This is a genomic window from Stutzerimonas stutzeri (assembly GCF_024448715.1).
GTDB lineage: Bacteria > Pseudomonadota > Gammaproteobacteria > Pseudomonadales > Pseudomonadaceae > Stutzerimonas > Stutzerimonas stutzeri_AR.
The window spans coordinates 443,842-456,273 of sequence record NZ_JAMOHZ010000005.1 but is presented as its reverse complement, the minus strand read 5'-3'; the positions used below and the strand labels follow the sequence as shown (position 1 = coordinate 456,273).

Annotated in this window: 11 protein-coding genes; 5 read left to right on the top strand and 6 right to left on the bottom strand. The window is 61.1% G+C overall.

What is annotated here, in order from left to right; all coding sequences use genetic code 11:
* Positions 1-76: 76 nt before the first annotated feature.
* Together NAV33_RS13990 and NAV33_RS13985 are read left to right on the top strand one after the other, a co-directional pair.
* Positions 77-505 (top strand): 3-isopropylmalate dehydratase, encoded by a 429-nt coding sequence (locus tag NAV33_RS13990; protein WP_255981008.1) that lies wholly within the window; start codon positions 77-79, stop codon positions 503-505.
* A 226-nt stretch (positions 506-731) separates the two neighbouring features.
* The gene (locus NAV33_RS13985; RefSeq protein WP_255981006.1) at positions 732-1,742 is read left to right on the top strand and encodes an alpha/beta fold hydrolase; all 1,011 of its coding nucleotides are present in this window, start codon (positions 732-734) and stop codon (positions 1,740-1,742) included.
* A 55-nt stretch (positions 1,743-1,797) separates the two neighbouring features.
* On the opposite strand, the gene NAV33_RS13980 is transcribed toward NAV33_RS13985, so the two are convergent.
* Positions 1,798-3,654 (bottom strand): SLC13 family permease, encoded by a 1,857-nt coding sequence (locus tag NAV33_RS13980; RefSeq protein WP_255981004.1) that lies wholly within the window; start codon positions 3,652-3,654, stop codon positions 1,798-1,800.
* 373 nt (positions 3,655-4,027) lie between these two features.
* On the opposite strand from NAV33_RS13980, the gene NAV33_RS13975 reads away from it, so the two are divergent.
* The gene (locus NAV33_RS13975; RefSeq protein WP_255981002.1) at positions 4,028-4,960 is read left to right on the top strand and encodes an alpha/beta fold hydrolase; all 933 of its coding nucleotides are present in this window, start codon (positions 4,028-4,030) and stop codon (positions 4,958-4,960) included.
* Between the two features lie 10 nt (positions 4,961-4,970).
* On the opposite strand, the gene NAV33_RS13970 is transcribed toward NAV33_RS13975, so the two are convergent.
* From NAV33_RS13970 to NAV33_RS13955, 4 genes are all read right to left on the bottom strand, one after another.
* A complete protein-coding gene (locus NAV33_RS13970) occupies positions 4,971-5,912 on the bottom strand; it encodes an alpha/beta hydrolase (protein ID WP_255981000.1) in 942 nt (313 codons plus the stop codon).
* Positions 5,913-6,113: 201 nt separating this feature from the next.
* A complete protein-coding gene (locus tag NAV33_RS13965) occupies positions 6,114-7,796 on the bottom strand; it encodes a methyl-accepting chemotaxis protein (RefSeq protein WP_255980998.1) in 1,683 nt (560 codons plus the stop codon).
* Positions 7,797-7,938: 142 nt separating this feature from the next.
* Positions 7,939-9,162: an MFS transporter gene (locus tag NAV33_RS13960; RefSeq protein ID WP_255980996.1), complete on the bottom strand. Its 1,224-nt coding sequence runs from the start codon at positions 9,160-9,162 to the stop codon at positions 7,939-7,941.
* A 175-nt stretch (positions 9,163-9,337) separates the two neighbouring features.
* Entirely contained in the window at positions 9,338-9,859 is a 522-nt protein-coding gene (locus NAV33_RS13955) for an ankyrin repeat domain-containing protein (protein ID WP_255980994.1), read from the bottom strand.
* Between the two features lie 338 nt (positions 9,860-10,197).
* On the opposite strand from NAV33_RS13955, the gene NAV33_RS13950 reads away from it, so the two are divergent.
* Positions 10,198-10,410 (top strand): DUF3820 family protein, encoded by a 213-nt coding sequence (locus NAV33_RS13950; RefSeq protein ID WP_255980992.1) that lies wholly within the window; start codon positions 10,198-10,200, stop codon positions 10,408-10,410.
* Between the two features lie 2 nt (positions 10,411-10,412).
* On the opposite strand, the gene NAV33_RS13945 is transcribed toward NAV33_RS13950, so the two are convergent.
* Entirely contained in the window at positions 10,413-10,943 is a 531-nt protein-coding gene (locus NAV33_RS13945) for a hypothetical protein (RefSeq protein ID WP_255980990.1), read from the bottom strand.
* Positions 10,944-11,216: 273 nt separating this feature from the next.
* On the opposite strand from NAV33_RS13945, the gene NAV33_RS13940 reads away from it, so the two are divergent.
* Positions 11,217-12,338 (top strand): beta-ketoacyl-ACP synthase III, encoded by a 1,122-nt coding sequence (locus NAV33_RS13940; protein WP_255980988.1) that lies wholly within the window; start codon positions 11,217-11,219, stop codon positions 12,336-12,338.
* Positions 12,339-12,432 lie beyond the last annotated feature (94 nt).

Here is a 12,432-nt window from a genome sequence, read left to right as displayed (position 1 = left end):
GCGCATCTTTTCCGCACGGCGAGCGAACAAACCTGTCATACCATTACCGCTTCGCTGATCGACCGGAGAGCCCCGCATGCGCTTGATCCTTGTACTTATCCCTCTGCTGGCGCTAGCTGGCTGCTCGTCCTGGCAGGCTGACCCCGAGGACATCAAGCCAGTGCCGGACGAGCGCTTGCGCGGTTACCAGACGCCCATAACAAACGGTGGCGAGGTGGTGGTGACGCGCGACTTCGGCCTGCGCGGCGGTGGTTGTTACGTGGCGGTGATGGTCGATCGCAAGATTGCCGCGCGCATTCACGTCGGCGAACAGGTTCGGCTGCAGGTGCCGGCGGGTATGCGCATCGTCAGCATCGAATCCGACCCCGAAGACGACACCCTGTGCGGCATGGGTAACCTGCTACGTGAGAAGGCCGCGCGGGTGGAAACTGGCGAGACGCTGTACTTTCGCATCAGCGTCGACAACCGCATCGCTTTCGATATCCAGCAGGTCGAGGCCCCGTAATCGACGTGTACACGGCCGCGCGGTGACCGCAAGGTTGCCGCGGTTCATTGAATAACCGCGAAACATTCCTCGCCGAACGCTTGTGCGGTTTTTGTGCTCCCATTGGTCAGAACCGTTGTGCTTGAGCCGCTGGCGCCCAGCCGGAGGGTCGTGTCTGGCTGTCGCCACGACATGCAGCGGCGATCCCAATGACATGCGGCCGCGCTGCCGCTACAAGGAGTCGATGGTGAAGAAAGCCATGTCCTCGTTGATGTTTGCCGCCGGCCTCGCGCTGGTCCCCTCGCTGCATGCCGAGCAACGGCCGGTCTATGGACCGCAGCTGGAAGGCTTCAGCTATCCGCATCCCATCGAGCGCTACGAGTTCTCATCGCAGGAGAAGGCGCTGTCCATGGCCTATATGGATGTTGAACCCGAGGGAAAGGCCAATGGCCGCACCGTTGTGCTGCTACATGGCAAGAATTTCTGCGCCGCGACCTGGCAAGAGACCATCGCGGTGCTTTCGCAAAATGGCTACCGGGTGATTGCGCCGGACCAGATCGGTTTTTGCAGCTCCAGCAAACCGCAGGGTTATCAGTTCAGCTTCGCTCAGCTGGCGCATAACACCCAGGCGCTGCTGCAATCGCTGGACGTGGATCGGGTCACCGTCATTGGCCACTCCATGGGCGGCATGCTGGCGGCGCGCTTTGCGTTGAATTACCCCCGAATGGTTGAGCAACTGGTGCTGGTCAACCCCATCGGCCTGGAAGACTGGCAGGCGGAGGGCGTGCCGTATGCACCGATCGACCAGTTGTACCAGGGCGAGCTGAAAACCGACTTCGACAAGATCAAAGCCTATCAACAGAAGTTCTACTACAACGGCAACTGGAAGCCCGAGTACGACCGTTGGGTGAACATGCTGGCCGGCATGTACGCCGGGGAGGGCAAGGAGATTGTCGCCTGGAACCAGGCGCAAACGACGGAAATGCTCTTCACCCAGCCGGTAATTCATGAATTCGAGAAGATCAGCATGCCGACATTGTTGCTGATCGGCGGCAAGGACCGCACCGCGCCCGGCGCCAACCGCGCGCCCGACGAGGTGGCGCAACGCCTTGGCAATTATCCGGAGCTAGGTCGGCAGGCCGCCGCACTGATCCCCGAGGCCACGCTGGTGCCATTCCCCGAGCTTGGCCATTCGCCGCAGGTCGAGGCGCCGCAGGTGTTTCACAAGGCGTTGCTGAATGGGCTCAGGTCGCGCTGAGCAGTGGTTGCGCCGGCGGTAGCGATGCCGCCGGTGCCGGCTGCAAATCATCTGACTAGAGCGGCCAGACCCAGAGAATGGTTGGCACAGCCACCAGCACCACGAGAATCGACAACGGCAGACCCAGGCGCCAATAGTCACCGAAGCGGTAACCGCCCGGCGCCATCACCAATGTGTTCGATTGATGTCCGATAGGCGTGAGGAAAGCGCACGACGAGCCGATCGCAACCGCCATCAGCAGCGGATCGGCTGAGGCATTCATACCTTGCGCCAGGCTGATCGCGACCGGCGCAGCGAGCACGGCGGCGGCCGCGTTGTTGACGACATTGGTCAGTAGCATTACGCCGGCCATGAGTATCGCGATGGTCGCTGCCGGCGGTGCGGCCTGACCGACCTCAAGCAGGGCATCGGCGATCAGCTGCGAACCGCCCGTGCTTTCCAGCGCCTCGCCGATCGGCATCATCGCGGCGATCAGGACGATGATCGACATATCGATGCTTTTGTAAATGTCTCCGGTGGGCACCAGTCCCGTTAGGATCATCAACAGCGCCGCGCCCACAAGCGCTATCGAGGCCGGCATCAGCCCCGCCGCAATCAGCACCAGCGCGGCAGCAAAAATGCCACCGGCCAACCATACCTGGCGTGGTGTGGTAATGCGCAGGCCCCGCGAGGCCAGGGGCAGACAGCCAAGACCGTTCAATGTCGACTGCAATTGGTCCTCGCGCGTCTGCAACAGCAGAATGTCGCCCGCAGCAAAACGGATCTTGCTCAGTCTCTGCTGCAAGCGCTGACCCTGACGGGCCACAGCGAGGATATTGACACCGTGGCGCTCGCGCAGGGCGAGGCCGGTCGCGGTGGTGCCGACTAGCGATGATTGCGGCGTGACGATGGCTTCGGCCAGGGCTTGTTCGCTGTGATGGTCCTTTCTGGCTGCCTCGGCCTCTGTCTGCTTGTCCTTGTCTCCTGTCTTCTCTGCCTGCTTCTCTTGTTCGGCTTTTTCGCGCGCTTCCGCTTCGCCGTCAGCGTGGGCGGCCAAGTCCATTTTCGTCGCGTCGAGAAAGGCCTTGAGGCTGTCCGAATCACATTCGACTAACAGAACGTCATCGTCGCGCAAGACTTCATACATCGAGGGCATTCGCAGTTGCTGATCACCACGTATCAGCGCGGTGATCAGCAGGTCATCTTCACCGCCAGCGACCATCAGTTCGTGCAGGGTGCGGCCGGCGTATTTGCTCCCTTCCGGTAGCTTCAGCTCGGTCAGGTATGCGCTGATCTCGAACAACTGCTGATCACCGTTAGGGTTCTCGCGGCGCGGCGTCAGACGCCAAAGCAGGGCAATGAGCAGAACGCCGGCGATCGTGATCGCCAGACCCACTGGGAGAAAATCGAACATGCCGAACGGCGCTTCACCGACTTCGCGCCTGTAACCGGCAATGATGATGTTAGGCGGCGTGCCGATGAGTGTCAGGGTGCCGCCAAGCAGTGAACCGAACGCCAGCGGCATCAAAAGATAAGACGGCGAGCGGCCATTCTGGCGAGACATCCAAATCGCCACCGGCATGAACAACGCCAGGGCGCCGACGTTGTTCATGAAGCCCGAGCACAGTGCGACGATGCCGGTGAGCGTCAGCACCTGAGCCCAGGGCCGGTCACCGACTTTGGTCAGATGACGCGCCATCGAGTCCACCACACCACCGTTGAGCAGCCCGCGACTGAGTACCAGCACGGCGGCGACAGTGATGACCGCTGGATGCCCAAGGCCCATGAATGCCTTCTCCGGCGGCACGATGCCTGCCAGCGTGACAACCAACAGGGCGCCGAGCGCGACGATGTCGTAACGCAAGCGATTCCACGCGAACAACCCCAGGGTCACAGCCAGCACGGCGAATACGGTCAGCTGATCGCTCTGCATGAATCACTCCGGATTGCCGGTATGGCTATCGCCGCCTTGGCGGAGGCAGCTACGAGCAGATGGGAGGAATGGAACCGGTCGTCTCGGCCAATGCCGCTGTGACGCGCACGTCGTTCGAAGATTGACCGCTGGGGTCCCGCTCCGTTCGCTGTCGGCGTCCTGCACTGAAAGCTGTTGCGTTACGTTGTGGACTTGGTTGGCGTGCTTCATCGCAGGCACGCTTCTTCGGCAGATGAAGAAGGGGAGGGTCAGCTTCAGGTATTTCTAATCCGCCAGTCGGTGGTCGGCAGCGCCATGATCTCGTGCAGCTGCGCTGGCCAAATGTCGCCCGAGCGGGCAAGGTTGCATGAGGTCCACGGAGCGACGATCAGCTATGCCCAAGCACATCTTTCTACCGTGCCGCGATGGTTATCAGCTCGCCGCGCAACTCTGGTTACCCCGCGACGGTACACTGCGCGGCTCGGTGGTCGTCAGTAGCGCGACCGGCGTGCTGGCGCGCTACTACGCGCGGTACGCGAGCTTTCTCTGCGAGCAGGGCTACGCGGTGCTGACTTACGACTACCGTGGTATCGGTGGCTCGCGACCGACGAGCTTGCGCGGCACAGGCATCCGCTGGCGCGACTGGGGCGCTTACGACTTCGATGCGGCCGTGAGCTGGATGCGTCAGCGCGACGCTGATGGTCTGCTCGTGGCGGTGGGGCACAGCATTGGCGGCTTTCTACCGGGATTCGCCGCTGCGGCGACACAGGTGGATCGCTTTCTCAGCGTCGGTGCGCAGTATGCCTACTGGCGGGACTACGACGCTGCGCAGCGCTGGCAGATGTTCGCCAAATGGCATCTATTCATGCCCGCGGTGACCGTGCTGTGCGGTTACTTTCCAGGACGACGGCTGGGCTGGCTGGAAGATCTGCCTTCGGGTGTAGCGTTGGAATGGGCATTTCGCCGGTCGCGGCTGGAGGCCAGCTACCCATTACACGAGCGCGATGAGGTGCTGCAGCGCTTTGCGGCGATTCGTGCGCCGATTCTGGCGATCAGCATGAGTGACGACGAGTACGGAACCCCACCGGCGATTCGCCGTGGCCTGGATTACTACCGCAACAGCCACAGGCAGCACGTCCAGCTCAGCCCCGGGGCGTTGGGGATGCAGGAAGTTGGGCACTTCGACCTGTTCCGTGAGCGCCACCGCGAGGGCTTCTGGCAATCCACGCTGGAATGGATCGGCACGGGCCACAATCCCTGGCCGCTGTACGAAGCCCTTGCGCCTGAAGCGCCTGTCACCGTCGAGCTCGCTGCTGATCCCAGTTGACGATGCTGTTTTACCCCGCCGCGCCTTGGGCGCGCATCGTCGCGTCGCCTAGCTGCTTGCCGTCTTCATCGAGCAGATCGTCCAAAGCGTTGCGATAGGCCTGCCGGCCAACCCGCATGCTGTTGTTGTGGGAGCCGCCTTCAATCAGCAGCAGGCGTTTGGGCTGCTGAGCGGCGTCATAGAGTTCTTCGCTGAAGCGTGCCGGCACGTATCTATCCGCAGTGCCGTGCACCACCAGCAACGGCATGCCGACTTGATCGATCTTGTCGATGGAATCGAACTTCTGTGAGACGAGCCAGCGGATTGGCCAGGGCGTGTCGGCCACTTCGGTAGCGATATCAGCAAGGTTGGTGAAGGTGGACTCGATGATCAGTGCGCGCGCCTCCGGTGTCTCGCGGCGACGTTCGGCCTCGCGACCAAGCTCGGCGGCCAGATCCACCGCTACCGCTCCGCCCAACGAATGACCGTAAATCAGGCGCTTGTCAGCGTCGGGCTGGAGCTTTTTCAAGTGATCCCAGGCGATGCGCGCGTCCTGGTAAACGCTGGCTTCGGAAGGCAGCTCGCCAACGCTCTTGCCGAACCCGCGATAGTCGATGGCCAGCACTGAAAAGCCCAGCGAGCGAACCTGCTCGAGGCGGAACAGGTGGCCGGTGAGATTCCAGCGCGAGCCATGCAGATAGAGCATGGCGGGCGCGTCAGCCTGTTCGGCAGGCCACCACCAAGCATGGATATTCTGATCGTCACCGAACGCCGGCGCGGTCAATTCCAGCTCCTCGACACCACTCGGCAATCCGCGATACCAACTGGCGGTGCCGGGTTCGATGCGGAACACCAGTTCGCGTTCCTTCTGTTCGAGCATCGAGCAGCCGACAGGTAGGCTGGCGAGCAGGATGCTGCCAAGCAGCAGACACAGCAGCCTGAGTCTGGATTGGCGAAAAACGGCGTTCGGCATGGCGCTCACTATTGGCTAAGCAGGAGCGTTAATTGGGACTCGTGACCGCCCCATCTGCAAGAGGCGCCGACGGCTGATTGGTTACTTGATGTTGGACGGCAGGCCGCCGACCTTTCGGCGGCCCGCTAAGTGCTATGACAGTTTCGCTGGATAGCCTGACCGTTACTCGTCACTGGTGCGACACGATCAGATCGCTGGCCGTCAGATCCGGAACTGCTTAACCAGCGACCCCAGGCGATTACCCAGCTGCTCCAGGTTGCGTGCGGTCTGCGCGCCTTGCTGGGTCTCGTCGGCGACCTGATCGACGGACATGGCGATCTGATGCACGCTGCGGTTGATCTCCTCGGCAACCGAGGTCTGTTCTTCGGCGGCGCTGGCGATTTGTGCGTTCATTGCGTTGATGGTGCCGATGAGTTGGGCGATGGCGTCTAGCGAAACGCCAGCACGGTTGGCCTGTTCGCTGCTGCTCTCACCCGCTTCGCTGGAGCGGGTCATGGCGTTGACGGCGCTCTGCGTGCCTTGCTCCAGTCGGTCGATCATGCCCTGGATTTCCTGGGTGCTCTGCTGAGTCCGGCTGGCCAGCGCACGAACCTCGTCTGCCACCACGGCAAAGCCGCGGCCTGCTTCGCCGGCACGTGCCGCCTCGATGGCCGCATTGAGCGCCAGCAGATTGGTCTGGTCGGCAATCGAGCGGATCACGCCCAGCACATTGACGATCGAGTCCACGTCCTCGCGCAAATTGTCGATGGATGCGCCGCTCTCGCGGATGTCCTGCACCAGGGCATGAATACGCTGAACGCTGATGTTGACGACGCGTTTGGCGTCCTGGCCTTCCTGATCGGTCTGCTGCGCCGCGCTGGCGGCATTCTGCGCGCTCTGCGCGACTTCCTGCGCAGCGGCGGACATTTCATGAATGGCGGTCGCGACCTGATCGGTTTCCTGACGCTGCTGCGCCATGGCTGCTTCGGAGCGCCGCGCCTGCTCCGCCACCTCGCCAACCAGCTGAGTCAGTTGAGTGGTCACCTCGACCATCTGACTGACCATGCCGTGAATCTTTTCGACGAAGCGGTTGAACGAAGACGCCAGTTCGCCTACTTCGTCCTGGCTGGTGATCTGCAACCGGTGGGTCAGGTCGCCTTCGCCGGCGGCAATATCGTCGAGGTTGTCCTTGATGCGCTGAATCGGTCTCACAATCGAGTTGCTCAGTGCCAACCCCACGAGGCCAAGCACCGCCAGCATGATGGCAGCCAGCACCAGCGTGCTGGTCACGATGGCCTCGATTCGCTCATCGATCTGCGTCTGAATCTGCTCTAGCTCGGCGTCGATACTGTCGATGTTGATCGAGGTGCCGATGGCCAGATCCCACTTCGGCAGATAGTAGTTGTAAGACAGCTTCGGCAGCAGCACGCTGTCCTTGCCTGGCATCGATGAAAAGTACCGCAGGTAATGACTGCCGTCCTTCGCGGCTCGCACCAGCTCGGTATTGATCAGCATGCCTTGCTGATCGCGACGATCCTTCATGCTGGTACCGACACCGTCCGGGTTGGTGCCGCGGAATAGTCGAACGATGTTCGAGTCGTGGCCGTAGAAATAGCCGGCATTGTCGAACTTGATGCGTGACAACCGTTCGATGGCTTCTGCGCGTGCGGTCATGTCGCCGCTGGGCGAATCCTCGTAGAGGTCGGCGATGGCGGTGAGCGCTACCTCGACGTAGCCTTTCAGCTCCTTTTTGCTCTGCGCCATCAGCCGTTCACGCGTGTGGGCGATTTCAGTTTCGGCACGGTCGGCCAGGATCTTCGCCGTCCCGCCACACAACACCAGCGCGAGCAGCAACACAGGCAGCAGCGCCAGAAGAATCATTTTCTGTTTCAGGGAGAGATGCATCAGCAAAGGGCCGGTCTGGAAAACAAGGTCCAGTACAGCGGCCGGGGTCTGGAAAAATTAAGCGCTGCGTTAAAAATATTTCGCGGGAACGGATAGGCCGTCTTGGCAGTAAGCTATCCGTCACATTTCTTCGGCATCGGAGTCAATCGCAGGCGCCAGCCGGTGTGCTGGCACTCGCACGGTCGTCTTGCGCTGTCCAGGCCCACCAGAACACCAGCAAGCCGACTGCGCCAGTGGCGGCACCGATGTAGCCGGTGGAGGTCCAGCCGAGGCCTGCGGTGATCGCCAGGCCGCCAAGCCACGGACCCAGCGCGTTGGCGATATTGAAGGCGGCGTGGTTGGACGCTGCTGCCAGCGTTTGCGCATCGGCGGCGACGTCCATCAGATGCGTCTGCAGCGCAGGCGACAGCGAGACCATGGTGCCGACGGCAAAGGCGGCCGGCAGGATGGTCCACAGCGAGTGGGCAGCGAAGGGGAACACCAGCAGCACTGCGATGCTCCAGAGCAGCAACAAGGGAATCGCCTTGAAGCGCAACCGGTCGAACAGCCAGCCGCCAAACAGGTTGCCGATGATGCCGCCCAGGCCGAAAGCCGCCAGCCCTACAGGGATCCAGTTTTCGCTGACGCCGGTGACCTCTAGCAGCGTCGGTGCCAGATAGGCGAACACGCAGAACATGCCGGCAAATCCGACAGAGCTGATCGCCAGTGCCAGCCAGACTTGCTTGCGGTTGAAGTCACGCAACTCGCGCATCGGGTTGTTGCGTGGTTCGTCGCGGTTGAGCGGCAGGAAGATCGCCACCAGCAGCACCGTCAACAGGGCGATCAGACCCACCAGGCCGAACGCCCAGCGCCAGCTCAGCCATTGCCCAAGCCAGGTCGCGGTGGGGTTGCCGATCAGCATGGCGATGGTCAGGCCGGCCAGTACGCGGCTAACTGCCTTGGCGCGCTGATCCGGCGCCACCATCGAAGCGGCCACCAGCATCGCCACACCGAAATAGGCGCCGTGCGGCAGGCCGGCAATGAAGCGGAACAGCATCAGCGAGTGGTAATCCGGTGCCAAGGCGCTGGCGAAGTTGCCCAGCGCGAAAAAAGTCATCAGCAGCAACAGCAGATGCCGCCGAAACATGCGCGCCCCGAGGATCGCCAGCAATGGTGCGCCAACCACCACGCCCAGCGCGTAGGTGCTGATTACGTTGCCGACCTGCGGCTCGCTGATCCCCAGGCCTAGGGCAACATTGGGCATCAATCCCATGATGGCGAACTCGCCGGTACCAATGGCGAATCCACCCATGGCCAGTGCCAGTTCGATCAGCAGAATGGCGCGCGGCGAAAAGCGCTGCGTTGGCGGGTTGGCATACGCCGTCATGGTCGACCTCGGAGGTTGCAGAAGAAAGCGCGGGATTATCCCGTTCAGGCGGCCGGAAGGGGAGAGCTACCTGCTGTCGGGGCAGTCACAAAGATCGGAGTATGGCGCGATGGTTCAACGGCGCCGCGGGTTATTGTTCTGCGTGACCCGCGGCAGATATGGTAATCCGTGTGGGTCAGCTGCCGATGCTGTTCAACAGCGCATGCGTATCGGCAGCACCCATCATTGCTGCAGCGGCCAGCGGCGTGGCGCCGTTTATATCAGTCGCATGCGGATCGGCACCGTGGGCGATCAGGTATTCGACTATTTCGGTGCGGTTGAACATGGCGGCAATCATCAACGCGGTCTTGCCATCGGGCGAGGCGCCCTCGACATCTGCACCCTGTTCAATCAGCAGCTTGACCATGTCCAGGCTGCCCTTGAAGGCGGCGCCAGCCAGCGGTGTCTGGCCTTTGTCATTTCGCAACTGGGGGTCGGCGCCGTTTTCGATCAATACACGTGAAGCGTCTAGATGGCCGTGGTAGCTGGCGAGCATTAGCAGGCTGTCGCCATTGTGGTTGCGGATGTTGGCGGGCAGCCCGCGGCTGAGAAGTTCGCCAAGGCGCTGGGCATCGCCGGCGCGGGCGCTGTCGAAGACCTGCTCGGCAAATGCCAGCGCGGCGTCGTCCAGTTCGGGCGTGGGTTTGGCTTGTGTCATCTAGCACTCCTTGATCAAGGCGTGATCGCCCGGCGGCGATCACGAAAATGTTCTTAGTGTGACAAGCGATTTGGCGGCTGGCGCCATCGCATTATCTATCCCACGCATAGCCGAGCTGTATCACGTCTCTCCAGGCGGGCCCAGAAGTTTCAGAGCGTACGCAAGAACGCGAGCGGACGCAGATGCAGTGCGGGCTCGATCCGTTGATGTGCCAAAGATGCATGATCGGTGTGAAGCTGTTTATGACGAACGGCCAGACATGTTCTGGCTAGTGACGGCTGCCGAAGTGGATGTGCTGTGGCAGTATCTGCGGCCTTATCTCAACGACCCTGCGATTCATGAAACCGGAAGATCTTCAACGTCTGGTGACCCAGACGATGCCTTATGGAAAGTACAAGGGCCGTCTGATTGCCGATCTGCCGGGCAATTATCTGAACTGGTTCGCCCGAGTCGGCTTCCCGCCAGGGGATATCGGCCAGTTGCTGGCGCTCATGCAGGAGATCGACCACAACGGTTTGTCGTCTTTGTTGGAGCCGCTGCGCCAGCGCTGAGCTTATTCGCCCAGTTCCGCCTGCAAAGCCGCCAGTGCCGGAGCCGCATAGATGCCCACATCGACCGCCAGCGCCATCACGCGCTCCACATCGCTGGTGTAAACCAGTACGGCTTGCAGTTCATCGTCCAGCGGCTCGCTGAAGTCCACCAGCACGTAGCCGCCTTTTTCCGGGTACAGGCTGCTGAGCTGCGTCTGGATGCGGTTGAGCGCTTTCAATGGCTCGGTTTTGGCCAGTTGCTTGGGTTTGAGCACGAAGGCAACGTCCGGGCCGAACGAGTCGATGATCTGCTCGAATAACATCTGATAATCGTCGGCTTGGAACAGCACTGTGTCAGGCAGGCTGCCAACCACTACCCATTCGCCCAGCGGTATGGGGAAGTCATCGTCGTAGTTGATATCCGGATTGGCCTGCAAAAAGGCCTGAGGATCTGCATAGGCCTGAGCGGCTTCGTCGGCGACGCGGTTGATCGCCTCGTCGCTCATGCAGCCCGAGCTGATCAGGCGAATCAATTCGGCGAGTTGGTCTTTCATGGGGCAGCAGTCCTGCAGCGCGGGGGAGCGCAAGAATAACCGAAAGCTTGTCGGTACCGTGCCTCGCCAAGCCCTTACATGCGTGGCGATAGGCCGCTGCGCCTCGCCAACATTTGTCTGCTTTTACGCGCTGAGCTGCAGATTCTGTTACGTTTTCGTGCACAATAGCCGCCATATCAACAGGCGCTAGATGAACGACCGCAATCGGCTTCAGGCCGGCTTCGTTCTGTTCCGAACGTCAGATAACGATCAGCCAATATTCGAGGAACGACTGTGCATAACGTCGTCATCAGCGGTACCGGTCTTTATACCCCTGCCCAGAGCATCTCCAACGACGAGCTGGTTGAGTCCTTCAACACTTACGCCCACCGCTTCAATAACGAGCATGCTGCCGCCATTGAAGCTGGCGAGGTGCAGCCAGCACCCGAATCCAGCTCCGCCTTCATTGAAAAAGCCTCGGGCATCAAAAGCCGCTTCGTCACCGACAAGGCCGGTATTCTCGATCCGGATCGCATGGTTCCGCGCATCCCCGAGCGCAGCAATGATGAATGGTCGATCCTTTGCGAGATGTCGGTGAAGGCTGCCGAGCAGGCGCTGGAGCGTGCAGGCAAGACCGCAGCTGACATTGATGGAGTGATCGTCGCCTGTTCCAACCTGCAGCGCGCTTATCCGGCGGTTGCCATCGAAGTACAGGCGGCACTGGGCATCAAGGGTTTCGGCTTCGACATGAACGTGGCCTGTTCCTCGGCGACCTTCGGTATCCAGAACGCGGCCAACTCGGTGCAGCTGGGACAAGCGCGGGCCATCCTGATGGTCAACCCGGAGATCTGCACCGGGCACATGAATTTCCGTGATCGGGACAGCCATTTCATCTTCGGTGACGCCTGCACGGCAGTAATCGTCGAGCGCGCCGATCAGGCCACTTCGCCGTATCAGTGGGACGTGATCAGCACCAAGCTAGTGACCGAATATTCCAACAACATCCGCAATAACTTCGGTTTCCTCAACCGCACGGCCGAGGAATACATGACCAACCCGGACAAACTGTTCGTCCAGGAAGGTCGCAAGGTGTTCAAGGAAGTCTGCCCGATGGTGGCCGAGCTGATCGGCGAGCACCTGAAGGAAAACGATATTGAGGTGGGTTCGGTCAAACGCTTCTGGCTGCATCAGGCGAACCTGAACATGAACCACTTGATCGTGCGCAAACTGCTGGGTCGCGACGCCAGCCCGGAAGAGGCACCAGTGATTCTCGATACCTACGCCAACACCAGTTCAGCCGGTTCGGTAATCGCCTTCCACAAGCATCAAGACGACCTGCCCAGCGGCAGTCTCGGGGTGCTCAGTTCGTTCGGCGCGGGCTATTCAATCGGTAGCGTGATTCTGCGCAGGCGCTGATTACTACGCTGCCAAAAATCTCATCAAGGGTGGACTTCGGTCCGCCTTTTTTTTGCGTCGCGTTTGGGTTAACGACCCGTATCTTGTTTGTTCC